Origin of the sequence: Salmonella sp. SAL-020 (assembly GCF_017372215.1) — a bacterium.
Classification (GTDB): domain Bacteria; phylum Pseudomonadota; class Gammaproteobacteria; order Enterobacterales; family Enterobacteriaceae; genus Salmonella; species Salmonella enterica.
Window position 1 is genome coordinate 3366677 of record NZ_CP071690.1, and the last position, 24685, is coordinate 3391361.

General features: G+C 53.8%; 22 protein-coding genes. 11 read left to right on the top strand and 11 right to left on the bottom strand.

What is annotated here, in order from left to right; all coding sequences use genetic code 11:
• Positions 1-3: 3 nt before the first annotated feature.
• The 6 genes from J1G48_RS16515 to ybbA all read right to left on the bottom strand — a co-directional run bounded on the left by J1G48_RS16515 (position 4) and on the right by ybbA (position 7212).
• Positions 4-663 carry a methionine ABC transporter permease gene (locus tag J1G48_RS16515; RefSeq protein ID WP_000342245.1) on the bottom strand — a complete coding sequence of 220 codons (660 nt, stop codon included), beginning with the start codon at positions 661-663 and terminating at the stop codon, positions 4-6.
• Positions 656-1672, bottom strand: coding sequence for a virulence-associated ABC transporter ATP-binding protein SfbB (gene sfbB, locus J1G48_RS16520; RefSeq protein ID WP_000569653.1), 1017 nt, complete (start codon positions 1670-1672; stop codon positions 656-658). Before sfbB ends, J1G48_RS16515 begins: the two co-directional genes overlap by 8 nt.
• A gap of 36 nt (positions 1673-1708) precedes the next feature.
• A complete protein-coding gene (locus tag J1G48_RS16525) occupies positions 1709-2539 on the bottom strand; it encodes a MetQ/NlpA family ABC transporter substrate-binding protein (protein ID WP_000524317.1) in 831 nt (276 codons plus the stop codon).
• Between the two features lie 256 nt (positions 2540-2795).
• Positions 2796-3929, bottom strand: a complete 1134-nt coding sequence (locus J1G48_RS16530) for a porin (RefSeq protein ID WP_000152869.1) — start codon at positions 3927-3929, stop codon at positions 2796-2798.
• A 185-nt stretch (positions 3930-4114) separates the two neighbouring features.
• A complete protein-coding gene (gene ybbP / locus J1G48_RS16535) occupies positions 4115-6529 on the bottom strand; it encodes a putative ABC transporter permease subunit YbbP (RefSeq protein WP_000561784.1) in 2415 nt (804 codons plus the stop codon).
• Complete coding sequence (gene ybbA / locus J1G48_RS16540) at positions 6526-7212, bottom strand: putative ABC transporter ATP-binding protein YbbA (protein ID WP_001110587.1); 687 nt, start codon at positions 7210-7212, stop codon at positions 6526-6528. The genes ybbP and ybbA overlap by 4 nt, the downstream gene beginning before the upstream one ends.
• On the opposite strand from ybbA, the gene tesA reads away from it, so the two are divergent.
• The 3 genes from tesA (at position 7183) to cnoX (ending at position 9636) form a co-directional block, all read left to right on the top strand.
• Entirely contained in the window at positions 7183-7797 is a 615-nt protein-coding gene (gene tesA / locus J1G48_RS16545) for a multifunctional acyl-CoA thioesterase I/protease I/lysophospholipase L1 (protein WP_001010573.1), read from the top strand. The two genes, ybbA and tesA, sit on opposite strands and share 30 nt — an antisense overlap.
• A 154-nt stretch (positions 7798-7951) precedes the next feature.
• On the top strand, positions 7952-8722 hold the full coding sequence (locus J1G48_RS16550) for an SDR family oxidoreductase (protein WP_001172804.1): 771 nt from the start codon (positions 7952-7954) through the stop codon (positions 8720-8722).
• A gap of 59 nt (positions 8723-8781) precedes the next feature.
• Positions 8782-9636, top strand: coding sequence for a chaperedoxin (gene cnoX, locus J1G48_RS16555; protein ID WP_000116055.1), 855 nt, complete (start codon positions 8782-8784; stop codon positions 9634-9636).
• A gap of 85 nt (positions 9637-9721) precedes the next feature.
• Here cnoX and fetB read toward each other — a convergent pair whose 3' ends face one another.
• Both fetB and fetA read right to left on the bottom strand, forming a co-directional pair.
• Positions 9722-10501, bottom strand: coding sequence for an iron export ABC transporter permease subunit FetB (gene fetB / locus J1G48_RS16560; protein WP_001002130.1), 780 nt, complete (start codon positions 10499-10501; stop codon positions 9722-9724).
• A complete protein-coding gene (gene fetA / locus J1G48_RS16565) occupies positions 10488-11165 on the bottom strand; it encodes an iron ABC transporter ATP-binding protein FetA (protein ID WP_000140185.1) in 678 nt (225 codons plus the stop codon). Before fetA ends, fetB begins: the two co-directional genes overlap by 14 nt.
• Before the next feature lie 146 nt (positions 11166-11311).
• Here fetA and J1G48_RS16570 point away from each other — a divergent pair, with 146 nt between their 5' ends.
• Positions 11312-12229: an SPFH domain-containing protein gene (locus J1G48_RS16570; protein WP_000906146.1), complete on the top strand. Its 918-nt coding sequence runs from the start codon at positions 11312-11314 to the stop codon at positions 12227-12229.
• Entirely contained in the window at positions 12226-12678 is a 453-nt protein-coding gene (locus J1G48_RS16575; protein ID WP_000561177.1) for an NfeD family protein, read from the top strand. The genes J1G48_RS16570 and J1G48_RS16575 overlap by 4 nt, the downstream gene beginning before the upstream one ends.
• Here the strand turns inward: J1G48_RS16575 and cueR are convergent, their stop codons facing one another.
• Positions 12679-13095 (bottom strand): Cu(I)-responsive transcriptional regulator, encoded by a 417-nt coding sequence (gene cueR / locus J1G48_RS16580; RefSeq protein WP_001026760.1) that lies wholly within the window; start codon positions 13093-13095, stop codon positions 12679-12681.
• A gap of 109 nt (positions 13096-13204) precedes the next feature.
• On the opposite strand from cueR, the gene copA reads away from it, so the two are divergent.
• From copA to ybaK, 4 genes are all read left to right on the top strand, one after another.
• Positions 13205-15706 carry a copper-exporting P-type ATPase CopA gene (gene copA / locus J1G48_RS16585; protein ID WP_000083909.1) on the top strand — a complete coding sequence of 834 codons (2502 nt, stop codon included), beginning with the start codon at positions 13205-13207 and terminating at the stop codon, positions 15704-15706.
• Between the two features lie 153 nt (positions 15707-15859).
• Positions 15860-16687, top strand: coding sequence for a lysozyme inhibitor LprI family protein (locus J1G48_RS16590; RefSeq protein ID WP_000488544.1), 828 nt, complete (start codon positions 15860-15862; stop codon positions 16685-16687).
• Between the two features lie 85 nt (positions 16688-16772).
• A complete protein-coding gene (locus tag J1G48_RS16595) occupies positions 16773-17567 on the top strand; it encodes a TraB/GumN family protein (RefSeq protein ID WP_000771536.1) in 795 nt (264 codons plus the stop codon).
• A 201-nt stretch (positions 17568-17768) separates the two neighbouring features.
• A complete protein-coding gene (gene ybaK / locus J1G48_RS16600; RefSeq protein WP_000186618.1) occupies positions 17769-18248 on the top strand; it encodes a Cys-tRNA(Pro)/Cys-tRNA(Cys) deacylase YbaK in 480 nt (159 codons plus the stop codon).
• 116 nt (positions 18249-18364) lie between these two features.
• On the opposite strand, the gene ushA is transcribed toward ybaK, so the two are convergent.
• On the bottom strand, positions 18365-20026 hold the full coding sequence (gene ushA, locus J1G48_RS16605; protein WP_000670386.1) for a bifunctional UDP-sugar hydrolase/5'-nucleotidase UshA: 1662 nt from the start codon (positions 20024-20026) through the stop codon (positions 18365-18367).
• A gap of 172 nt (positions 20027-20198) precedes the next feature.
• Between ushA and J1G48_RS16610 the strand changes: the two genes are divergently transcribed.
• Both J1G48_RS16610 and ybaL read left to right on the top strand, forming a co-directional pair.
• A complete protein-coding gene (locus J1G48_RS16610; RefSeq protein ID WP_001251594.1) occupies positions 20199-21419 on the top strand; it encodes an MFS transporter in 1221 nt (406 codons plus the stop codon).
• Positions 21420-21633: 214 nt separating this feature from the next.
• Positions 21634-23310 carry a YbaL family putative K(+) efflux transporter gene (ybaL, locus tag J1G48_RS16615; protein ID WP_000546202.1) on the top strand — a complete coding sequence of 559 codons (1677 nt, stop codon included), beginning with the start codon at positions 21634-21636 and terminating at the stop codon, positions 23308-23310.
• A 48-nt stretch (positions 23311-23358) separates the two neighbouring features.
• Here ybaL and gsk read toward each other — a convergent pair whose 3' ends face one another.
• The gene (gene gsk, locus J1G48_RS16620) at positions 23359-24663 is read right to left on the bottom strand and encodes an inosine/guanosine kinase (protein WP_000671592.1); all 1305 of its coding nucleotides are present in this window, start codon (positions 24661-24663) and stop codon (positions 23359-23361) included.
• Between the last annotated feature and the right edge of the window lie 22 nt (positions 24664-24685).

Consider the following 24685-nt stretch of genomic DNA (forward strand, 5'->3'; position numbering starts at 1 on the left):
GGCTTAGTGTCTGTCGCGCTTGTCGGCACGTTTTGCCAGCCAGTCGCCCAGCATCTGAACGACCTGAACCAGCACAATCAGCGCCACCACGGTAACAACCATCACTTCGGTTTCGTAACGGTAGTAGCCATAGCGAATCGCCAGGTCGCCTACCCCGCCGCCGCCGACAATCCCGGCCATCGCCGAGTAGCCGATTAAGCTTACCAACGTAATCGTCAGGCCGCGCAGCAGCCCTGCGCTGGCTTCCGGCAACAGTACGGTACAGATAATACGCATCGGACTAGCGCCGAATGCCAGCGCCGCCTCAATAATCCCTTTATCGACTTCACGGAGCGCGCTATCTACCAGGCGTGCATAAAACGCGATTGCGGCCACCGACAGCGGGACGGAGGCCGCAATCGGGCCTATCGTATTGCCCAGCAAAAGCTGCGTTAGCGGCAGTAACAGCACCAGTAAAATAACAAATGGCACCGAGCGGATAATATTCACCAGAACCGAGGCGGCGAGATAAATAAAACGGTTCTGCCAGAACAGATGACGATCGGTGACAAAAATCAGAAAACCGAGCGGTAGACCGCCAAGAATCGCCAGCACCGTTGAAATACTCAACATCTGGAAAGTTTCATTGAACGCCAGCGTTAAATCCGGCAATAAATCATCCACGGATCACCTCCACCTGTGCGGTACGTTGACGGATATGCTCCACGGCGGCGGCCACCGCCGTTGGATTATGCGGCGCGGTTAATTGCACCACCAGAATGCCCAACGCGCGTTCGCCGATATATTCAATCTTGCCATGCAGGATATTGACCGCGACGCCAAACTTGATCGCCACCTCCGACAGTACCGGCTGCTCCGCCGAATCGCCGATAAACAAAATTTTCAGCAACTGCCCGGGCAGGTGTTCCCGTAAACGTTCCGGCAGGGTCAAATTAAGAGTATGAGACACCAGTTGCTGTGTGAAAGCGTGTTGCGGGTGGGCAAACACATCAAACACCTCGCCCGATTCCACAACCTTACCGCCCGACATCACCGCCACGCGATCGCAAATAGATTTGATCACGTTCATTTCATGGGTGATCAGCACAATAGTAATCCCGAGCTGTGCGTTGATCTGTCTGAGCAGAGCCAGAATCGTGGCGGAAGTTTCCAGATCCAAAGCGGAAGTCGGTTCGTCACACAGCAAAACATCCGGATGGTTAGCGATGGCGCGGGCTATCCCCACCCGCTGTTTTTGCCCGCCGCTGAGCTGTACCGGAAAACGGTTCGCTTTATCGGCAAGGCCCACCAGCGTTAAAATTTCCGCCACCCGTGGCGCGATTTTGCTGCGTTCCCAGCCAGCCGCTTTCAGGCTAAACGCCACGTTTTGCGCCACTGTCCGGGTATGCATTAAGTTAAAATGCTGGAAAATCATACCAATACGCTGCCGCGCCTGGCGTAACGCTTTTCCGTCCAGCGCAGAAATTTCCACGCCGTTAACGTTGACGCGCCCCTGGCTGGGACGCGTTAAGGCGTTCAGGGTACGCAGCAGAGTGCTTTTTCCTGCGCCGCTGGTACCGACAATGCCAAAAATCTCGCCCGCGGCGATATGCAGGCTCACATCATCCACCGCGCGCGTGAGGGTACCGCGACCGGCGGTAAAATCGACGCAGACTTTTTCTATTTCAATCATATTCACCTCAGAAATTGGGGATGGCTACCGCTGCGATCAGGGTGTCGCGGTCATCCATTCCGGTTTCTGGAAGGCGCTATAAATATTCTTTGGATCGTCGATGACCGCGCGATAAGCCGGCGATTTCACCGCCTCGACAATATCTTTGGCAAACGGCTTATCGGCATCTTCACTGCGTACCGCAATGATATTTTTCAGATTCTCATCCAGGTGTTCCTGCTTAATCGCGCTGGAGAGATCGAGTCCTGCCGCCACCGCAAAGTTCCCGTTAACCAGCGCGCCGGTCACGCCATCCAGCGTGCGCGGTAGCTGTGCGGCTTCCAGCGGTTTGAAAACCAGTCCTTTTGGATTGCTGGCGATATCTCGTTCAGAGGCTTTGGTCGGATCGATATTGTCCTTAATCGTGATGAGCCCCAACGATTGCAGGAAGCGAAGGCCGCGCGCCAGGTTAGTCGGATCGTTGGAGAGAGTAATAATGTCCCCTTTTTTAAGCGCATCCAGACTGTTGATTTTACGTGAATAGAAGCCCATCCCAGCGGTCGGTACCACAATAAGTTTGCTGAGCTTCAGCCCTTTGTCAGCGGTGAATTTGTCAAAATAGAGGGTATGTTGAAAGAGGTTGGCGTCGATGCTGCCGTTAGCTAACGCCATATTGGGCTGGACATAGTCGCTAAACTCGCGCACCACGACCTTATACCCTTTTTCTTTTAATGTCGGCGCAATCGCCTGCTTCACCATGTCGCCATACGGCCCTGGCGCGACGCCAAATACGATCGTTTGCGGGGAACTATCGGCATGGGCAAACTGTAATCCGCAGGCCAGTAATAGCGTGCTGGCCGCAATGCGTAAACTCTGACGCAATCCCATAATTTCTCCATTTTAAATAGTGTGATGCTGTGCCGGATGCCGTTCATGCGGCATCGTCTGTTTTGGCCCAAACGAAAGGCTATTTCTTAACATGACACAGATCACAGCCTGCTGTCCTTGAAATTATTTCATGATGTTTCCTGGTGTGTCGTTAAATGTACGAGGCAGGCGCTCAGGCGTGTGTCAGGCGGGAATGGCGTAAAGGGAAATGCCGGATAAGAGGTCTTAACGCCAACATCCGGCACAGGAAAACGCTTTAGAAATCGTAACGCAGACGCACCAGGTTCATATCGCCCAGATTGTCAGTGCTGGAGGTGAAAACATGTTCATAATCAACGCGGAAACCATAATCCAGTTGGAAGGTGATCCCCACGCCGTTATCGGTGCGCAGATAGTCGCGGCCATTCACATATTCAATGCGGTCGCCCATAAAGTACGGTTGAATAGCTTTCACGGCATACTGACCAATCGGGAAAGCGTAACCGACAAAATATTCCAGACCCCACGCATCGCCGGCAAAGTAATCATTCACAGACACTTTTTTGGTCGTCATAAAGTTCTGATACCAACCGCCGCCTGCGGCGATAGTCCAGTTTTCCGGCGTCCAGCTTAATGCGGTACCGACAATATTTTGATCGTAAGTTTTATTGCCGTTGCCACGCATCTCCGCACGGGTATAGTTCCATGCCGTCCCCCAGGTCAGATCGTCGGTGAGATGGTAATCCGCGCCTAAAGAACCGCCGCCTTTACGCTTGTAATTCAGGCCGTTATTGGCATTATAATCGTCGCTGAACAGATAAGATGCGTAGAGATCGACATTGCCAATGCTTTTCTTATACTTCAATGACTTACGCGTGCGATAAGAACCATCGTAGTCGCCGTTAATCCCGTTGCCCGGCGCCTGACCTATCATGTCGTAATCCCAGATATCGGTTTTTACGCCCACCACATCGTAATAAATGCTGTTCTGTTGACCGAAGGTCAGCGTTCCCCACGTCGCGCTCTTGAAGCCGGTATACAGCATACGGCGAGTGGTATCAGTCGCGCCCTTCGCATAATGGTTATCCCAGTCAAATACCGCAGGGATATTGACGCCCAGCTCGTAATAGCTAATCCAACTGATATCATCAAACAGATAATAATCCGCGGCGAAGCGGAAACGCGTCCCGCCATCAAAACCATTACGTTTATAACCGTTCGCGCCGTCATTACCGGTCATATTCTGGAACTGCGGACGAATACTCCCGCCAACGGTGAAATTGAGTCGGCTGAGTGGATTACCCGCCTGGGGATCTTGTTTTAAAACGGTGATTTCCGCCTGAGTGGCGAAAGGCATGAAAGCCACTGCCGCGCCGATCGATGCCGCCAACGCTGTTATTTTAATTGTCATTATATTTTCCTTGATAGATAGCCAATCCAAATCATTTAGCAGGCAAATAATAACTGTTATAAAACCTTACGTGTTGTGTATTTTTTAATGATTTGTGCTACTAAAAATCAAGGAGTTAGCAATTTGTGCGACTAAAAAAGTACGCGCCGTTTTAAAAACCGGCGCGAAATTATTCACATCATGAATCATCCGCTAAACTGTCGGAATAGCGCTTTGCCTTTCAGCAAACGAACGCCAAGCCAGCCGCCGCATACGGAAAGCAGCAGCGCGCCGCAAAACGGCAGTGCGCCCCATAAACGCCAGTCCGGCTCCCAGGGGAAATCAAAAACGTTGATTTGTAAGATCGCCAGCGCCGTTTCCGCGCCAATCGCGGCGACCAACCCGGCAACTAATCCCAGCATGGCGAATTCGCACCAGAGTGTGGTACGCAACAGTTTCTTTCCGGCTCCTAACGTGCGCCACACCACCAGCTCCTGATGGCGCTGACGCATCCCGACCTGTACCTGGGCCAGTAATAGCAACATGCCGCAGAGGGTGACTAGCACAACCATCACCTCCAGCGCCCGACTGACCTGCTCCAGCACCTGTCCCACCTGTTTCAGGATCGCCCCGATATCCAACAGGCTGACGGTAGGAAACTCGCGGTTAAGCTGCGTTAACATGCCGTTGCCATTCTCCCAGCGAAAACTGGTCAACCAGCTTTGTGGTTGCCCGTCCAGCGCCCCGGAAGGAAAAATGAAGAAAAAGTTGGGCCGCAGGCTTTCCCAGTCCACTTGACGCAGACTGGTAACTTTAGCGCTAAACGCCTGGGTATCGCCCATAAAGGTTACGCTATCGCCGAGTTTGACGTTCAGCCGCTTCGCCAGCCCCTCTTCCATGGAGACTTCGCCCGGTTTTGGCGGCCAGTGACCGGCGACCAGCGGGTTATGCGCCGGGCGCGTATCCTGCCAGGTCAAATTCAGTTCACGGTTGAGTGACTCATCCTGCTGACCTTCCGTCGGATTACCGTTTATCCTGGTTAACCGCGCCCGCACAATCGGATAAAACGTCTGCGGAATCACCTGATGTTCCGCCAAAAAGGCTTTCAGCGGCGCGACCTGCTCTGAAGCAATATTGATAAGGAAATAGTTCGGACTTTCCGGCGGGAGTTGCTGTTGCCAGCGATCAAGGAGGTCGCCGCGCAGCACCAGCAAGAGCGCCAGCAGCATAAACGAAAGCGAAAACGCCGAAAGCTGACTCAACGTTGACCACGGCTGACGCAGAAGTCGGCTGACGGCCAGACGCAGCGGTAGCGACGTCAACGTCATGCCGCGCAGCACGTTAAGCAGCATCCAGCCCACCAGACCGCACAGCAGCGCCAGTATCACTGCACCCGCCAGAACCGCCCACAACAGCATACTTCCGCCCATCAATCCGGCGAGCAGCGCCACCACGACGGCGCAGGCGACAGGCAAATAAATTTTTAACGGCCAGACGCGAGCGACAACATCGCGGCGCAGCACCCGTAGCGGCTGGGTCGCCAGCAACAATCGATAAGGCCGTAAACCGACCAGCAAAGAGATGACCGTCATCGCGCCCAGCGCCCACAGCCAGGGCCACAGGCTGGCGGGCGGCAAATCGGCGGGCAATACCGGTTTTAGCAGCACCAGCAATATGTTTTCAAACAGTAACCCAATCGCGCCTCCCGTGACGGCGGAAAGCCCCAGCACCATCAACCACTGTCCGATAATAAGTTTACGCAACTGGGCCCGGCCCGCGCCCAGCGTTTTTAAAATCGCCACCAGATCGTAGCGGCTACGGCAGTAATGGCTCATCGCCACCGCGACGGCAGCTACCGCCAGCAGTAGCGTTAATAACGCCGAAAGCAGCAAAAACTGCTGCGAACGTTCGAGCGATTTCCCCAATGCCCCGTCATCCTGCTCCAGCCCGTACCAGCGATGTTCCGGTTTAAGCTGCGGTAACAGCCAGCTTTCATAGCCAGCAAGCTGTTGCGGCGTTCCGCCGAATTTATACCGCCACATCACGCGGCTCCCCGGCTGTATCGCACCGGTTTTTGCCACATCGGCCATATTCATCATCAGACGCGGCGCCATCTGAAAAGGGTTAAATCCGGAATCCGGTTCCTGCACCACTTCACCGGCAATACGCAAGGTCACGTCGCCGACATCAATGGTATCGCCCGTTTTCAAATTAAGCAGCGCCATCAGACGCGGCGCCAGCAGTACGCTACCCGGCTGCGGTTTCACTCCGCCTGGACGGGTTTGCAATTCGCCGTACATCGGATAAACGCTATCTACCGCCTTCACGCTGGCCAGTTGCGGCGTATCGCCGGCAAACGTCATGGTCGCAAAGGTTAACTGCTCGCCCACGTTAAGGCCGCGTTTACGCGCCTCTTCAAGCCAGGCTTTCGGTACCTCCCGCGAACTTTGCAGCGTCCGATCGCCTGCCATAAACTCGCGGCTTTGCTGACTTAACCCTTTTTCCATCCGGTCGCTGATACTGCCGAGCGCCAGTACGCAGGCCACCGCCAGACTCAACGCCAGCCAGACAATAATCAGCGACGGCGAGCGCCATTCGCGCCAGAACCAGCGGGCTATCATGCCTCCTCCTGTAACTGACCGTTGACCAACCGCAGCCGCCGGTCGCAGCGCGCCGCCAGCGCCGGGTCGTGCGTCACCAGAATCAGCGTGGTGCCGTGCTCGCGGTTAAGCGAAAATAGCAGGTCGGCGATTTTATCTCCGGTCTGACGGTCAAGGTTGCCCGTCGGCTCATCGGCAAACAGCACATCAGGACGCCCGTTAAACGCGCGCGCCAGCGCTACGCGCTGCTGTTCGCCGCCGGAAAGCTGTGCCGGAAGGTGGTCAAGCCGTTTTCCCAGTCCCAGTTGTTCGAGCAGCGCTTTCGCCCCCGCCTTACTCTGACCGCTGTTTTCACCGCGTAGCAGGGCCGGTAGTTCAACGTTTTCCAGCGCGTTAAGCGTAGGAATAAGCATGAAGGATTGAAAAACAAAACCGACATGCTGAGCGCGAAGCTGCGCCCGCGCCTCTTCGTCCATCTGGTGAAGCGGTTTCCCGACCAGACTGACCTCTCCGCTACTGCCGTCATCCAGTCCGGCGAGAATCGCCAGCAGCGTAGATTTTCCCGATCCTGATTCGCCAATCAGCGCAATGGTTTCGCCGCGTTTGACAACCAGTTCAATTCCGGTAAGGATGGAAAGCTCATGCTCACCCTGACCGACGGACTTCCTGAGACGATGAACTTCAACACTGTTTTCCGCTGGCATTTGCCCTTCCTGTTTTTGATCCTGTTAACTTTCCGTGCCGCCGCCGCAGACACCTTATTAATTCTGGGCGATAGCCTCAGCGCCGGTTACCGTATGGCCGCCAGCGCGGCATGGCCGTCGCTCCTTAATGATAAATGGCAAAACAAAACGTCGGTCGTTAATGCCAGTATAAGCGGAGATACCTCGCAGCAGGGACTGGCGCGTTTGCCGGCGCTGTTGCAACAGCATCACCCGCGCTGGGTAGTGGTGGAACTTGGCGGCAACGATGGCCTACGCGGTTTTGCGCCTGCGCAAACCGAACAGACGCTACGTAAAATCATTCAGACGGTGAAAGCCGCCGATGCCCAACCGTTACTGATGCAAATTCATCTGCCCGCTAACTACGGTCGCCGTTATAATGAATCCTTTAGCGCCATTTATCCTAAGCTCGCCAAAGAGTTCGATATTCCTCTGTTACCGTTTTTTATGGAAGAGATATATCTGAAACCACAGTGGATGCAGGATGACGGCATTCATCCCAACCGCGACGCCCAGCCGTTTATTGCCGACTGGATGGCGAAGCAGTTGACCCCTTTTCTCTCCTGAATAATTCGAGTTGCATGAAGGCGGCACGTAAGAGAATGTCCAGGAGCATAGATACCTATGTGACTGGAGTAAACGAACGCACAGGCAACTTGAAGTATGACGGATATAGTTAACCACGACTCTTAAATCAACGGAGATCCTGACAGGTAAAGTTATGCAAAAATCGGTCTTAATAACAGGATGTTCCAGCGGAATCGGTCTGGACAGCGCGCTTGAACTTAAACGCCAGGGCTTTCAAATCCTGGCGGGCTGCCGCAAACCTGATGATGTCGCCCGGATGAACAGTATGGGATTTACCGGCGTGTTGATCGATCTCGACTCCCCTGAAAGCGTGGATCGTGCCGCCGATGAAGTGATCGCCCTGACCGATAATCGTCTGTATGGGATCTTTAACAATGCCGGCTACGGCGTGTATGGCCCCCTTTCCACCATCAGCCGTGAGCAGATGGAGCAACAGTTTTCCAGTAATTTCTTCGGCGCGCATCAGCTTACTATGCGCTTACTTCCCGCCATGTTGCCGCATGGCGAAGGACGCATTGTGATGACCTCATCGGTGATGGGGCTGATTTCCACCCCAGGGCGCGGCGCTTATGCCGCCAGCAAATACGCGCTCGAAGCCTGGTCTGACGCGCTACGTATGGAGCTACGGCACACAGGCATTAAAGTGAGCCTGATAGAACCGGGGCCGATTCGTACCCGTTTTACGGATAACGTTAACCAGACGCAGCGTGATAAACCGGTAGAAAATCCCGGCATCGCCGCACGTTTCACCCGCGATCCTGACGCGGTAGTAGCGAAAGTACGTCATGCTTTTGCAAGCGATAAACCCAGGCTGCGCTATCCCGTTACGCTGGTCACCTGGGCAGTGATGGCGCTGAAACGCCTATTGCCGGGCCGGATGCTGGATAAAATTTTACAAAGCTGAGTTGAAGCGCGCCCGTCAGCCCCCATGTAAACGTGACACAGACAAAAGAGAGCGACGCCATGTCCGTACAGAACATTGTCAATATTAATGAATCCAACCTGCAGCAGACCTTAGAGCAGTCCATGACCACGCCGGTACTGTTCTATTTCTGGTCTGAACGCAGCCAACACTGTCTGCAATTAACGCCAGTGCTGGAAAGTCTGGCTGCCCAGTACCACGGTCAGTTTATTCTGGCAAAGCTGGACTGCGACGCCGAACAGATGATCGCCGCTCAGTTTGGTCTGCGCGCCATCCCGACTGTCTATCTGTTCCAGAATGGCCAACCGGTCGATGGTTTCCAGGGGCCGCAGCCGGAAGAGGCAATCCGCGCTCTGCTGGATAAAGTACTGCCGCGTGAAGAAGAGCTAAAAGCGCAACAAGCGATGCAGTTAATGCAGGAGGGCAACTACATTGACGCGCTGCCGTTGCTCAAAGACGCCTGGCAGCTCTCTTCGCAGAACGGTGAGATTGGCCTGTTACTGGCGGAAGCGCAAATTGCGCTGAACCGCTCTGAAGAGGCCGAAGCGGTGTTAAAAACTATACCGCTACAGGATCAGGATACCCGTTATCAGGGGCTGGTTGCGCAGATCGAACTGCTTAAACAGGCGGCGGATACGCCGGAAATTCAGCAACTTCAGCAGCAAGTCGCGGAGAATCCGCAGGATGCGGCTTTGGCAACGCAACTGGCGTTGCAGTTGCACCAGGTCGGACGTAATGAAGAAGCGCTGGAATTGCTGTTCAGCCATCTGAGAAAAGATCTTGCCGCCGCCGAGGGACAGACGCGCAAAACCTTCCAGGAGATCCTTGCCGCGCTCGGCACCGGCGATGCGCTGGCGTCGAAATACCGCCGCCAGTTGTACGCGCTACTGTATTAATCCTCTCTTGCCTGATGGCGCGCTTATCTGGCCTACCTGTCGTCCTCAGGCCGGATAAGGCGCTTGCGCCATCATCCGGCAACTATCATGATTTCTTGAGCGGCATTACTACCAACTGATGACGCGAATTATAGAACTTCCGGTAGGTTAAATAGCAGGCAATGATGGTAGACAGGCTGGCTGTCGACAACAGCATAAACGTTACCATAATTTGATATTTAATCGCTTTTACCGGATCGATCCCGGCAAAAATCAGCCCGGACATCATCCCCGGCAGGCTCACCAGCCCAACGGTCTTTGCCGAGTCGATCGTCGGGATAAGCGATGCGCGGATGCTATCGCGGATAAGCCCGGCGGAGGCCATTTTCGGCGTTGCGCCCAAACTTAACTTTTCCTGGATTTGCTGCTGCTCGCTATGAAAACGCAGCCCCAGTTGGTTGTAGCACAGCCCTACCGCTACCATCGCATTACCGGCGACCATGCCAGCGATGGGAATCACCTGCATCGGCGCAAATTCAATCGAACCGGTAAGCACCAGTACCGTCAGCGTTAGCCCGGCGCCGACGGTGATGGCGATAAACGAGGAGAGAAATGCCTTATCGATATATTTACTGCGCTTTTGCGCGTTCCATGCGGCGTTAAAACAGATGAACAGCACCATCAGTAGCGTCAGGGCGGCATGATTAACGCCAAAGATGTATTTCAGTACATAGCCGACAATAATGAGCTGTATCACCGCCCGGCATACGCTCCACAGAATATCTTTTTCCAGCGCCAGCTTTTCCTTGTGACTGATGAGCATCGCGACCACCACCAGCAGCATCGATAACGCCAGCGAGGTATTGGTAATATTATGCTCGTTCATAACGCGCCTCCTGCATCTCTCCGGCAGATGGCGTTAACGTTATCACCTTATCCGCGTGTTGAATTTCATCTTTATCATGCGTTACCCACAAGACAGCGACCTGCTTATCGCGAACATAGCGATGAATAATATCATTCACATTCCGTTTGTTATGTTCATCCAGCGCGCTGGTTATTTCGTCGAGTAACAGTATTTTCGGCAGAAACTGTAGATTACGAATTAGAGCAATACGCTGTTTTTCCCCGCCGGAAAGCGCGGCAATCGGTTTTTGCAGAATCGTATCCGGCAGTTCAAAACGCGCCAGATCGTCTGCGAAGGCTGTCGGCTGCGGGCGCTGATGGCGAATTTGCCAGGGAAAAATCAGGTTATCGTAAACCGTATCGCCAAATAGCGCTGGCGTCTGAGCGCAATAAGAAACCTGCTGGCGATAGGCTTCCGGACTCAGAGTAGTAATATCCTGCCCCTCAAAAAGAATCATGCCGATATCAGGGCTTATTAGCGAGGCCACCATTTTCAACAACGTACTTTTTCCGCAGCCAGAAGGACCGGTAATTAACTTAAATTCGCCGCGTTGCAGCGTAAAACTGATGTTATTCACTATTTTTGTCGTCGCAGTCCGGTAACCGACCTGCTTTAACTCAAGCAACATGCTACGTTCTGTCATTTATTGCGCATCCGTTGTTCATATTTTTATAGCGATAGTGTATCCCTGTAATTAATAAGGGGGGAACATGCTTTACTGAATCAGGTATAATTCGCTTAATTCGTCAGCAAAATCGGTTTATGGACAACGCAACAGGAGGTTTAGCTATGCTCATTCTTATCCCTATTCTCATTTTCGTCGCGCTGGTGATCGTCGGCGCGGGCGTCAAAATCGTTCCGCAGGGGTACCAGTGGACGGTGGAGCGCTTTGGACGTTACACCAAAACCCTGCAGCCGGGATTAAGCCTTGTTGTACCGTTTATGGACAGAATTGGCCGCAAGATCAATATGATGGAACAAGTGCTGGATATTCCGTCGCAGGAGGTGATCTCAAAAGATAACGCCAACGTCACTATCGATGCGGTCTGTTTTATTCAGGTTATCGATGCGCCGCGCGCCGCCTATGAAGTCAGTAATCTGGAACTGGCGATCATTAACCTGACCATGACCAATATCCGTACGGTGCTCGGTTCGATGGAGCTGGATGAAATGCTCTCCCAGCGCGACAGCATCAACACGCGGCTGCTGCATATTGTCGATGAAGCCACCAATCCGTGGGGAATTAAAGTTACCCGTATCGAAATTCGCGATGTCCGCCCGCCCGCGGAATTGATCTCCTCAATGAACGCCCAGATGAAAGCGGAACGTACCAAACGCGCCTATATCCTTGAGGCCGAAGGGGTGCGTCAGGCGGAAATCCTGAAAGCCGAGGGGGAAAAACAGTCGCAGATTCTGAAAGCCGAAGGCGAACGTCAGTCCGCTTTCCTGCAGGCGGAAGCGCGCGAACGTTCCGCCGAAGCGGAAGCCCGCGCTACGCAGATGGTGTCTGAAGCCATCGCCGCCGGGGATATTCAGGCAATAAACTACTTCGTGGCGCAGAAATACACCGAAGCGTTACAGCAAATCGGCTCGGCGAATAACAGCAAAGTGGTCATGATGCCGCTGGATGCCAGCAGTCTGATGGGCGCTATCGCCGGGATCAGCGAGCTGGTTAAGGACAGCGCCAGCGAACGGAAAAAAGCATGATAGCGATGATTCTGGTACATCCGCATATCTTCTGGCTTAGCCTCGGCGGCCTGTTGTTGGCTGCGGAAATGCTCGGCGGTAACGGCTATTTGCTGTGGAGCGGCGTGGCGGCAGTGATTACCGGCTTAACCGTCTGGCTCTTACCGCTCGGCTGGGAATGGCAGGGCGTGCTGTTTGCGGCCTTAACGTTACTGGCGGCCTGGCTTTGGTGGCGCTGGCTGGCGCGTCGCGTGCGGGAGCAGAAGCCGACCGACAGCCGCCTTAACCAACGCGGACAACAACTGGTAGGCCGCCGGTTTATGCTTGATGCCGCGTTAGTTAACGGACGGGGTCATATGCGTGTCGGCGACAGCTCGTGGCCGGTATGCGCTGACGAAGACCTGCGCGCAGGTACGCATGTCGAAGTGATCGCCGTGGAAGGCATCACCTTACGCATTCGTGCCGTTTAATCAACGTGGCTTTTGCGCCTTGTGATGACAGCAGCCGGAAAGATTATCAATAATCGGGCAGTCGGCGCTGTCATCGCCGGGACAACTCTCCGCCAGCGCCAGCAGTTGATCGCGCATTGATTGCAGCTCGCTGATATGGCGCTCGATCTCCGCGACCTTTTCCAGCGTCCGCTTTTTCACATCTGCGCTATGGCGTCGCGGATCGTTAAACAGATTGACCAGTTCGCCACACTCTTCCAGATTAAACCCCACCTGCCTCGCCTGTCGCAGCAACGTCAGCTCGTTTAAATGCTTCTGCGTGTAGGTGCGATAACCATTTTCGCTACGTAATGGCGGCGTCACCAGCCCTTTCTCTTCATAAAACCGAATGGCTTTGCTGGTTAAACCGGTTTTTTTCGCCACATCGCTAATATTCATATTTCCCCCTTGACCTTAACCTTGCTGGAAGGTTTAACCTTTATCACAGTGAGTCACTACGATTACTAAGGTCAATGAATTGATGACCAATCATAAAGGAGTTTTTACTATGTCTCAAACTATCGACCTGACCCTGGACGGTTTGTCCTGCGGTCATTGCGTTAAACGCGTGAAAGAAAGTCTTGAACAACGTCCGGATGTTGAGCTGGCGGACGTCACCGTAACCGAAGCGCACGTTACCGGTACCGCCAGTGCGGACGCGTTAATTGAAACCATCAAACAAGCCGGGTATGGCGCGACGTTAAGCCACCCAAAGGCTAAACCGCTGACGGAGTCATCAATCCCGTCGGAAGCACTGGCAGCGGTTCCTCATGAGCTTCCGGTAGCGACGGCCGATGAAGAAAGCCAACAGTTGCTGTTAAGCGGCATGAGCTGCGCCAGTTGTGTCACCCGCGTACAACATGCGCTACAAAGCGTACCGGGCGTCACGCAGGCACGGGTAAACCTGGCGGAACGCACTGCGCTGGTGATGGGCAGCGCGTCCGCCGCTGATTTAGTGCAGGCGGTGGAAAAAGCCGGCTACGGCGCAGAGGCGATTGAAGATGACATCAAACGCCGCGAGCGCCAGCAGGAAACCGCCATCGCCACCATGAAACGTTTTCGCTGGCAGGCCATCGTTGCCCTGGCGGTCGGTATACCGGTCATGGTCTGGGGGATGATCGGCGATAACATGATGGTGACCGGCGACAACCGCAGCCTGTGGCTGGCTATTGGCCTGATCACGCTTGCGGTGATGGTCTTTGCGGGCGGTCACTTTTACCGTAACGCGTGGAAAAGCCTGCTGAACGGCACGGCGACGATGGATACGCTGGTGGCGCTCGGCACCGGGGTCGCCTGGCTCTACTCCATGAGCGTCAACCTGTGGCCGCAGTGGTTCCCGATGGAAGCACGGCACCTCTATTACGAAGCCAGCGCGATGATTATCGGTCTGATTAATCTCGGACACATGCTGGAAGCGCGCGCCCGTCAGCGTTCCTCAAAAGCGCTGGAAAAATTACTCGATCTCACCCCGCCCACCGCACGCGTCGTGACAGAAGACGGCGAAAAAAGCGTCCCGCTGGCGGACGTTCAGCCAGGGATGCTGCTGCGGCTCACTACCGGCGATCGCGTGCCGGTGGATGGCGAAATTACCCAGGGCGAAGCGTGGCTTGATGAAGCCATGCTGACCGGCGAACCCATTCCGCAGCAAAAAGGCGAAGGCGACAGCGTTCATGCCGGCACCGTCGTCCAGGACGGCAGCGTCCTGTTCCGCGCCAGCGCGGTGGGCAGTCATACCACGCTGTCACGCATTATTCGCATGGTACGCCAGGCGCAGAGCAGTAAACCGGAAATTGGCCAACTGGCCGATAAAATCTCCGCGGTATTCGTTCCCGTCGTCGTGGCCATTGCGCTGTTCAGCGCCGCTATCTGGTATTTCTTCGGGCCGGCGCCGCAAATTGTTTATACGCTGGTCATCGCCACCACCGTACTGATTATCGCCTGCCCTTGCGCATTAGGCCTGGCGACGCCAATGTCGATTATTTCCGGCGTAGGCCGCGCTGCCGAATTCGGCGTGCTGGTACGCGACGCCGATGCCCTGCAACGCGCCAGTACGTTGGATACCCTCGTTTTTGATAAAACCGGGACGCTGACGGAAGGCAAGCCGCAAGTGGTGGCGATAAAAACCTTTAACGGCGTTGAGGAAGCTCAGGCATTACGTCTGGCTGCCGCGCTCGAACAAGGCTCCAGCCACCCGCTGGCCCATGCGATTCTGGAAAAAGCCGGCGATGATAAACTGCCGCAGGTGAACGGTTTCAGAACGCTGCGCGGACTGGGCGTCAGCGGTGAAGCGGAAGGTCATCAACTGCTTCTGGGGAACCAGGCGTTGCTGAACGAACAGCACGTCGCCACGGATGACATGACGGCGGAAATCACCGCGCAGGCCTCGCAAGGCTCGACTCCGGTCCTGCTGGCGATTGACGGTAAAGCGGCGGCGTTACTGGCGGTACGCGATCCATTGCGCAGCGATAGTATTGCCGCGCTTGAACGCCTGCACAACGCCGGATACCGTCTGGTAATGCTCACCGGGGATAACCCAACGACGGCTAACGCGATTGCCAAAGAAGCGGGTATTGACGAAGTCATTGCGGGCGTTCTGCCGGATGGCAAAGCCGATGCGATTAAACGCCTGCAAAGCCAGGGTCGTCAGGTTGCGATGGTCGGCGATGGTATCAACGATGCGCCCGCGCTGGCGCAGGCGGACGTCGGTATCGCGATGGGCGGCGGCAGCGATGTGGCGATTGAAACCGCGGCGATTACGCTGATGCGCCATAGTCTGATGGGCGTGGCGGATGCGCTGGCCATTTCGCGCGCGACGTTGCGCAATATGAAACAAAACCTGCTTGGCGCATTTATCTACAACAGCATTGGTATCCCGGTGGCCGCCGGTATTCTGTGGCCGTTTACCGGTACCTTGTTAAACCCGGTAGTAGCAGGCGCGGCAATGGCGCTGTCTTCCATTACCGTCGTCAGCAATGCCAACCGGCTATTGCGTTTTAAACCGAAAGCGTAAAAACGCTATATCAGGCAGCATCAGCTGCCTGATATATTATTAAGCCATCAGTAATTTACCGTATCAATATATAAAAATTTAACCGCACATCCTGTAGAAAAATAAAAAACAACATTTTATAATGTTTTTTTGAATCATAAGGATGTGTTATTTATGTTTAGAAAAGCAGTTACGCTTCTTTTCCTGCTTTCTCCCGCCGTCAGTTATGCAGGGTTATTTGATTCCACTCCAGAGTTAAAATGTGGCAACGATAATGCAGTCACGGCGGCAAAAGAATGGATTTACAATGAAGCATTAGGTCGTTTACAGCAAGACTATATTAAAGAGCCCTCCACGCTTTTCTTCGATATCCCCCAGACTCAATACGAGCAACAACTCCGGGCTATTCCTGTTCAATTCAGTGATGTAATCACGCAGAACCCTCAAGCAGAAAATGCCAACTTACGAACTTGCTCGGCTACCGTCGCCATGGGTATTCCTCAGCCATTATTTAAATTAATGAAAGACTTACCAAACACTCTATTCTATATTTCACAAGGGGATGGACAGGTAATAAACAATACGGTGACCTGGAAACAGGTTAACTACAATATTCAGCTAGCAGACAACAACAAAGATATTGTTGTCACCCCTGTGCCAAAAACCGATAAATTGGCGCGGTCTATTTATGTAATGGCAAGAATGACGGTATCTGGTGATAGCATTATAAAGAAAAAAAATAACTCACTGATTGAAATCGCAGCAAAGAAATTTGAGAGTAGAGATCGCGAGCTTAATCAGGTCTGGAAATCGCTACCCGCCTCTGCCCGAACGGCATTAAAACAAGAACAGCGAGTCTGGGTGACCAAAAAAGAGCAGCAGTGCGGCAAACTTAGCGATGCAAAATCCGAGGCCATACCCGCTGAAAAGCGCATCAGTATTTATAAATGCCAGCTTGAAATGACCATCGCCAGAACGGCCTATCTCGACGGCAGCGAATAACCCGACCGATCGTTGACGTCCCGTCAGGGCGCATTGCGCCCTTTTCTCCAACGCGCTAGCATGAGCTTTTTCAAAGGGAGCGCGTATGAAGCTATTAAATCAACTTAAACGTTTATGGCGCGCGCTGCGTGGTACCCCAAATAGTTGGCCTGCTATCGATCTCTCCCTGCCCGGCGGTCGTCATCTGCATCTGGTTGGCAGTATTCATATGGGGACGCGCGATATGGCTCCTCTTCCAGCAAAGCTGGTGAAAAAGCTACGCCAGGCCGACGCGCTGGTCGTTGAAGCGGATATTTCTGGTAACGAAACGCCATTCAGCAATCTCCCCAAATGCCCGCCGTTGGTCGAACGTCTCAGCGCCGGGCAGTTAAGCGCACTGGAAAAACGGGTCAGCGAGTTGGGTATGCCGCTGATCCATTTTGATAATCAACCTTTATGGCAGATAGCTATGGTGCTACAGGCCACGCAGGCGCAACGGCTGGGATTGCGTCCGGACTATGGCATTGATTATCAGCTATTACAGGCTGCCCGCGAAATGTCGCTGCCGGTGCAAGAGCTGGAAGGGGCGAAACACCAGCTCGAACTACTATGCGATCTGCCCGATGGCGGGATGGCGCTGCTCGACGACACGCTGACGCACTGGCACACCAACGCACGGCTTTTGCAGGTGATGATCGGCTGGTGGCTTGAGCAGCCGCCGACCAGCGTCGGCGCTTCGCTCCCCAGAACGTTTAGCCAGCCGCTGTATGATGTACTGATGGTGAAACGCAATGAAGCCTGGCGCGACGCGCTGCTGGCACTGCCGCCGGGACGCTACGTGGTAGCCGTAGGGGCGCTACATCTGTACGGCGAAGGCAACCTACCGCAAATATTGAAATAAAAAAATGGCCAATATCGCTATTGGCCCGTCAAAGAGGAATTTCATCGTTATTATTATCCCGACGCTTTCGCTTCGGATCTTCAGATTGTCGCTCAAAGTTGCCGCAACTGCCAAGACCTAATGCACAAGATTATACTATTTTTTAGTCCGCTTTCGGGCGTATGCTGATGGCAAATCACGTCTGTAGTAAGAAGGAACGTTATGACACCCGCAGTTAAGTTACTCGAAAAAAACAAGATTCCGTTTAACATTCACACCTACGATCACGATCCGAATGAAACTAACTTTGGCGATGAAGTGGTGCGTAAGCTCGGGCTAAACGCCGATCAGGTGTATAAAACGCTTTTGGTCGCCGTGAATGGCGATATGAAGCAACTGGCCGTCGCCGTGACGCCTGTAGCCGGACAGCTGGATTTGAAAAAAGTCGCCAAAGCTCTGGGCGCGAAAAAGGTCGATATGGCCGACCCGATGGTGGCGCAACGCACCACGGGATATCTGGTCGGCGGGATCAGTCCGCTGGGACAGAAGAAACGGCTGCCCACGCTGATTGACGCGCCTGCCCGCACGTTTGCCACTATTTATGTTTCCGGTGGTAAACGCGGGCTGGATATTGAACTGGCGGCTGACGATTTGGCCGCCATACTGGGTGCTAAATTCGCTGATATCGCGCGTCGGGATTAAGCCTGCGTAAAATACATTGCCGGATAGCGGCGCAAACGCCTTATCCGGCCTACAGCAGACATAATCCGTAGGCCTTAAGGCTGCGCGCCATCAGGCAGAAATGGCTATCCGTACCGCTACAGCCAGCTCACCTCGCCTTTTGGCGTAAACGCCGCCGCATCCAGCGGTGAATTTTGCTGAATAAACTCTTTCAGCACTTCCGCGTCAATAAACCCGGTATTCACGTATCCCGGTTTGTTATCGATGCGCGGATAACCATCGCCGCCCGTGGCGTTGAAACTCAGCGTCGCCATGCGGTAGGTTTTGGCCGGATCAACAGGCTCGCCTTTGATTTTCAGCTCGGTGAGCTTGCCCTCTTTGGCGACAAAGCTCACATTGGCGAACTGTGGATAGGCGCCGGAGTCCGGTTTCATCTGTGCTACGGCGGTGAGATAATCAACTACCTCTTTGCCGCTCATATCGGCATACACCACAATGTTGCCGAACGGCTGTACCTTGAGCACGCTTTTATAGGTAATATCTCCCGCCTCAATCGAGTCGCGAATACCGCCGCCGCTCATCACGCCAAAATCGGCGCCGGTGCGCGCGATCTGCGCAGCCAGAATCACCCGTCCCATATTGGTCTGGACAAATCTGACCTTACTGCGATCGCCTTCAAGAAGGCCATTCACGCTACCAATTTTCACCTCCAGTTGCGCTTTACCTTTATTCTGGAACGGCGTTAATAACAAGAGCATTTGCGGATTTTCGGCGATTTCCGGCGTGTAAAGTACACGCTCGCTTTTCCCGTTATCCCAGGTCACTTTTTTCTTGAGATTTACCGGAATAAGCTGGTAGTTAACCATTTTCATCTCGCCGTTACGGAATTCGAAATCCGCGCGGCCCACATATTTACCCCACTCATGCGCCTGCACGATCCAGATACCATTTTGCTTATCCGGCGCGCAGGGCGTTCCCGGTACGTAATTCACCTGTTTTTTATTTTCCGACGCCATGCATACCGGGTCTTGTGAGTGACCGCCCACAATCATCGCCAGCGAACCGGCAGGCAGGCTACGCGCCATCTCAACGTCGCCCGGCGCGTTCGAACCGTGATCGCCGTTGTCATAATGTCCCATATGCGTGGTCGCGATAATCACGTCCGGTTTTTCATTCATATTAAGTTCCTGAATCACCACCTTTGCTTCTTCAGCAGGTTTACGAAACTCAATATCGGTGAAATATTCCGGGTTGCCTATTTTCGCCGTGTCATCGGTGGTTAAGCCGATTACCGCGATTTTTATATCCTGGCGTGTAAAAATAGCCCACGGCTTAAACAGACGCTCGCCGGTACTTTTTTGATAAATATTGGCGGAAAGAAAGGGAAACTTCGCCCACTTTTCCTGCTGGCGCAATACGGTGAGCGGGTTATCAAATTCATGATTACCGACGGCCATAGCGTCGTAGCCAATCAGATTCATCCCGCGGAAATCGGGCTCCGCATCCTGGAGATCGGATTCCGGCACCCCGGTATTAATGTCGCCGCCGGATAACAACAGGACGCTTCCCCCCTCTTGCGCCACCTCTTTACGGATACTGTCCACCAGCGTTTTTTGCGCTGCCAGACCATATTCGCCATATTCGCCATATTCGCTGCGCCAGAAGTGACCGTGGTGATCGTTGGTATGCAGGATAGTAATTTTATAGGTTTTATCTTTTTCGTAAGCCTGTGCAGGCTGAGTCGTCAGCGCGAACGCCGCCAGTAACGCCAGCGCCACACCCCGTTTCAAAAATTTCATCTTTCTCTCCCTGACTCAATATCAACCGCAGAAATTACCTTTCCTTGCAATAATAGACAAATATGTTTTCAGAATTGAGACTTCCTTCAAACACATTTCACAGGTATGTTAGGCAAGTAATAATTACACATCCTACTATCTCCAACATCGCATAAAATTTAAGTGACTTTCTATGGCCATGAGTGAACCAACCCAGCCGTTAGCCGGCGCGCCCGCAGCGGCCGCTAAAGCACGTACTTCGTTTGGTATTTTGGGCGCGATCAGTCTTTCCCATCTGCTGAACGATATGATCCAGTCGCTAATCTTAGCCATTTATCCCCTGTTGCAGGCGGAGTTTTCGCTGACTTTCGTCCAGATAGGTTTGATCACCCTGACGTTCCAGCTCGCCTCATCGCTACTGCAACCGGTCGTCGGCTACTGGACGGATAAGTATCCCATGCCGTGGTCGCTGCCTGTCGGCATGTGTTTTACCCTGAGCGGGCTGGTACTGCTGGCAATGGCGGGAAGTTTTGGCGGCGTATTGCTCGCTGCGGCGCTGGTGGGTACCGGCTCGTCCGTTTTTCACCCGGAATCATCCCGCGTGGCGCGCATGGCCTCCGGAGGACGTCATGGTCTGGCGCAGTCTATCTTCCAGGTCGGCGGTAACTTCGGCAGTTCGTTGGGGCCGCTGCTGGCCGCCGTGATTATCGCGCCCTATGGCAAAGGGAATGTCGCCTGGTTTGTGCTGGCCGCGCTGCTGGCGATCGTGGTGCTGGCGCAGATCAGCCGCTGGTATGCAGCCCAGCACCGGATAGCGAAAGGCAAGCCAAAAGCGATAATCGCTAACCCGCTGCCGCGCAATAAAGTCGTGCTGGCGGTCAGCGTATTATTGCTACTCATTTTCTCGAAATATTTCTATATGGCGAGCATCAGTAGCTATTACACCTTTTATCTGATGCAAAAATTCGGATTATCAATACAAAACGCGCAGCTCCATCTGTTTGCCTTCCTGTTTGCGGTGGCTGCCGGGACGGTTATCGGCGGGCCGGTGGGCGACAAAATCGGCAGGAAATATGTGATTTGGGGCTCTATTCTCGGTGTCGCGCCGTTTACCCTTGTTTTACCCTACGCCACGCTGTACTGGACGGGGATTTTAACGGTGATTATCGGCTTTATTCTAGCGTCGGCGTTTTCCGCCATTCTGGTGTATGCCCAGGAGTTGCTGCCAGGACGCATCGGTATGGTTTCCGGCCTGTTTTTCGGGTTTGCCTTCGGGATGGGAGGCCTGGGCGCAGCGGTGCTGGGGCTGATTGCCGACCATACCAGTATCTATTTAGTTTATAAAATCTGTGCTTTCCTGCCGCTTCTGGGGATACTGACCATATTCTTACCTGATAATCGACATAAATCGTGATTTTATGGCGGTTAAAGGTACGCTTTAACCGCCTGTACATCCTGATGCCATCTTGCTTTGTCCATCCCATACTTATCACTTTTACGTTCCGTGCTCTTTTTGCCTTCAGATCGTATCTTTTTATAAAACACAACCATTTTTTATAAACATCCTGATTGAAATTGTCATAAACTATTACCCGGAGTTTTGGAGTCCAGCAACCAAAGGAGACGGAATGCATCACGCTACCCCGCTTATCACCACCATTGTCGGCGGCCTTGTGCTCGCTTTTATTCTCGGCATGATTGCCAACAAATTGCGTATTTCTCCACTGGTGGGATATCTGTTAGCGGGCGTTCTGGCGGGACCTTTTACCCCGGGTTTTGTTGCGGATACCAAACTGGCGCCGGAGCTGGCGGAGCTCGGCGTGATTCTATTGATGTTCGGCGTCGGGCTGCATTTTTCGCTGAAGGATTTGATGGCGGTAAAGTCTATCGCCATTCCCGGCGCTGTCGCTCAGATAGCGGTGGCGACGCTGCTGGGTATGGCGCTTTCCGCCGTGCTGGGATGGTCATTAATGACCGGCATCGTTTTTGGGCTCTGTCTGTCTACCGCCAGTACCGTCGTCCTGCTGCGCGCGCTTGAGGAGCGGCAACTCCTTGATAGCCAGCGCGGGCAAATCGCCATCGGCTGGCTGATTGTCGAAGATCTGGTGATGGTACTGACGCTGGTCTTGCTGCCCGCCGTTGCCGGCATGGTGGAAAAAGGCGATGTCGGCATAGCCTCGCTGGCAGTCGATATGGGGATAACCATTGGTAAAGTGGTGGCGTTTATCGCCATCATGATGCTGGTCGGACGCCGCCTGGTGCCGTGGATTATGGCTCGCAGCGCCGCCACCGGCTCGCGCGAATTGTTTACCCTTTCCGTACTGGCGCTGGCGTTAGGCATTGCGTTTGGCGCGGTAGAACTGTTTGACGTCTCTTTTGCGCTGGGCGCGTTCTTCGCTGGAATGGTGCTTAATGAGTCGGAGCTGAGTCACCGGGCGGCGCACGATACGTTGCCGCTGCGCGACGCCTTTGCCGTCCTGTTTTTTGTTTCCGTCGGCATGTTGTTCGATCCGTTAGTCTTGATCCAACAGCCGCTGGCGGTGTTGGCGACGCTTGCCATTATCGTCTTTGGTAAATCGATCGCTGCGTTTTTCCTGGTGCGTATGTTCGGCCACTCGCCGCGAACCGCGCTGACCATTGCCGCCAGCCTGGCGCAAATCGGCGAGTTCGCCTTTATTCTCGCCGGACTCGGCATGGCGCTCAACCTGCTGCCGCAAGCGGGACAGAACCTGGTGCTGGCAGGCGCTATTTTGTCGATTATGCTTAATCCCGTACTGTTTACCCTGCTGGAGAAGTATCTGGCGAAAACCGAAACGCTGGAAGAGCAAACTCTGGAAGAGGCTATCGAAGAAGAGAAGCAAATTCCGGTGGATATCTGTAATCATGCCCTGCTGGTGGGTTTTGGCCGCGTAGGCAGTCTGCTGGGAGAAAAATTACTGGCGGCGGGGATTCCGCTGGTGGTTATCGAAACGTCCCGTACCCGCGTGGATGAACTGCGCGAACGCGGGATTCGCGCCGTGCTGGGCAACGCCGCTAACGAAGAAATTATGAATCTGGCGCATCTGGACTGCGCCCGCTGGCTATTATTGACCATCCCCAACGGGTACGAAGCCGGCGAGATTGTCGCCTCAGCGCGGGAAAAAAGTCCTGATATCGAGATAATCGCCCGCGCGCACTATGATGATGAAGTGAAATATATTACCGAGCGGGGAGCCAATCAGGTAGTGATGGGCGAGCGAGAAATTGCCCGGGCGATGCTGGAACTGCTTGAAACGCCGCCCGCAGGTGAAGTCGTCGCCAGTTAAGGGTTTGTCGGACGGCCCGATGCGCGCAGCGCCATCGGGCAAGCCAGATTAGCGATCCCAGTACGACTCTTCCAGGCTGTCCTCACGTTCCGGCAGCCCGCGTGTCAGACGCGGAGAATGCTGGTTCAGTACCTGATAACTGACACGGTTAGCATATTTACACACCTGCGCCAGCGACGAATAAGTCAGCCAGGTAAATTTGTGCTTACTGGAGTTCGGTACGTTGCTACGATGGTAACTGTTCGCCGTAATATCGTGCAGCAGCGCCGCCAGCGCGCCATCGCCCGCGCCGTTGGTGTTCATGATTTTTTCCGGCCCGCCCATATACGGCGCAATATGCGAATAAACGCGCAGCGGATTAATACAATCTTTATGGCGCATTGCCCGGCTAAATTCATACTGGTTAAATTCAGCAATAGCTCCCGGTAGCAGCGGATGCTGGGTTTTACGTTTTGCTTCCTCTTCGGTGAAGCCCGCCATATATAACCCTATCGGCCCGGCGGTGCATAACACCAGGTCGACCCAGTCCAGCGCCTTATCCGCCGCCAGCAGCGGGTCGTTTTCGCCGGTCAGCGCTTCCGCTTCTTCTTCATTCATTGCCAGAATCGAGACATTCTCTTTGAGAAACGCCTGCCACCACTGCGGATTATCGGCGATCACAAATTTGGTGCCCAGCGTCATGACAACCGGCACGTTATGCTTTTTCGCGTATTCGATCGCTTTCATCGTCGCGTCAGGCATCGGTTCGCCAGGCTTACAGCGCACCAGATATGAGGTCAACACCAGCGCGGAGGCGCCAGCGATCACCGCTTCCGGAATACTTTCCGCCCGTAGCTGATTCATATGGCCGGGGCTGATAGCGAAGGTACGCTCGCCGGATTCGCCAATCAGCGTGAAACAGCGGCCAATCGGGCCATCTACCGCTTGCAGATAATTCAGGTCGGTACGGCTGGAAGTATTACACAGGTAGCGATAAGCGTAGCTGCCAATCTCAATGTTGCTGCACATCACGCCCAGTAACACCGAACGGTCATCCGCCAGTACCGAGTAATTGTGCATCGTATTGCCTATAGTGCCGCCAGCAAACTGATGGGTGATCAGATTTTCCCGCGTCAGTTCCTGATACAGCTTCTCCGCCACCTCGTCTTCTATCACCAGAGAATGCCCGGCGCTTAATCCATAGCGTGTAATAAAATCGTCATCCACTTTCGCCTCAATATCCACCAACGTCTGGTCGATACCGACGACCCAGGAGGCGTTGGTTTCCTGTTCTGGCTGAATTTGTTGCAACAACGGGTCACGCGCATTGACGGGAAAATAGTGTTTGGATTTACGTTTACCGGGAAATTTCATGATTGTGCTTACGGATGAATAA

Bases quoted from the DNA above. Each gene is read 5' to 3' on its own strand.
- J1G48_RS16570 (WP_000906146.1), top strand. From the start codon at position 11,312: ATGCTCATTCTTATCCCTATTCTCATTTTCGTCGCGCTGGTGATCGTC.
- tesA (WP_001010573.1), top strand. From the start codon at position 7,183: ATGAACTTCAACACTGTTTTCCGCTGGCATTTGCCCTTCCTGTTTTTG.
- J1G48_RS16610 (WP_001251594.1), top strand. From the start codon at position 20,199: ATGGCCATGAGTGAACCAACCCAGCCGTTAGCCGGCGCGCCCGCAGCG.
- J1G48_RS16525 (WP_000524317.1), bottom strand. From the start codon at position 2,539: ATGGGATTGCGTCAGAGTTTACGCATTGCGGCCAGCACGCTATTACTG.
- sfbB (WP_000569653.1), bottom strand. From the start codon at position 1,672: ATGATTGAAATAGAAAAAGTCTGCGTCGATTTTACCGCCGGTCGCGGT.
- J1G48_RS16550 (WP_001172804.1), top strand. From the start codon at position 7,952: ATGCAAAAATCGGTCTTAATAACAGGATGTTCCAGCGGAATCGGTCTG.
- J1G48_RS16575 (WP_000561177.1), top strand. From the start codon at position 12,226: ATGATAGCGATGATTCTGGTACATCCGCATATCTTCTGGCTTAGCCTC.
- fetA (WP_000140185.1), bottom strand. From the start codon at position 11,165: ATGACAGAACGTAGCATGTTGCTTGAGTTAAAGCAGGTCGGTTACCGG.
- J1G48_RS16530 (WP_000152869.1), bottom strand. From the start codon at position 3,929: ATGACAATTAAAATAACAGCGTTGGCGGCATCGATCGGCGCGGCAGTG.
- gsk (WP_000671592.1), bottom strand. From the start codon at position 24,663: ATGAAATTTCCCGGTAAACGTAAATCCAAACACTATTTTCCCGTCAAT.
- copA (WP_000083909.1), top strand. From the start codon at position 13,205: ATGTCTCAAACTATCGACCTGACCCTGGACGGTTTGTCCTGCGGTCAT.
- J1G48_RS16595 (WP_000771536.1), top strand. From the start codon at position 16,773: ATGAAGCTATTAAATCAACTTAAACGTTTATGGCGCGCGCTGCGTGGT.
- cueR (WP_001026760.1), bottom strand. From the start codon at position 13,095: ATGAATATTAGCGATGTGGCGAAAAAAACCGGTTTAACCAGCAAAGCC.
- ushA (WP_000670386.1), bottom strand. From the start codon at position 20,026: ATGAAATTTTTGAAACGGGGTGTGGCGCTGGCGTTACTGGCGGCGTTC.
- ybaL (WP_000546202.1), top strand. From the start codon at position 21,634: ATGCATCACGCTACCCCGCTTATCACCACCATTGTCGGCGGCCTTGTG.
- ybbA (WP_001110587.1), bottom strand. From the start codon at position 7,212: ATGCCAGCGGAAAACAGTGTTGAAGTTCATCGTCTCAGGAAGTCCGTC.
- fetB (WP_001002130.1), bottom strand. From the start codon at position 10,501: ATGAACGAGCATAATATTACCAATACCTCGCTGGCGTTATCGATGCTG.
- cnoX (WP_000116055.1), top strand. From the start codon at position 8,782: ATGTCCGTACAGAACATTGTCAATATTAATGAATCCAACCTGCAGCAG.
- ybbP (WP_000561784.1), bottom strand. From the start codon at position 6,529: ATGATAGCCCGCTGGTTCTGGCGCGAATGGCGCTCGCCGTCGCTGATT.
- ybaK (WP_000186618.1), top strand. From the start codon at position 17,769: ATGACACCCGCAGTTAAGTTACTCGAAAAAAACAAGATTCCGTTTAAC.
- J1G48_RS16590 (WP_000488544.1), top strand. From the start codon at position 15,860: ATGTTTAGAAAAGCAGTTACGCTTCTTTTCCTGCTTTCTCCCGCCGTC.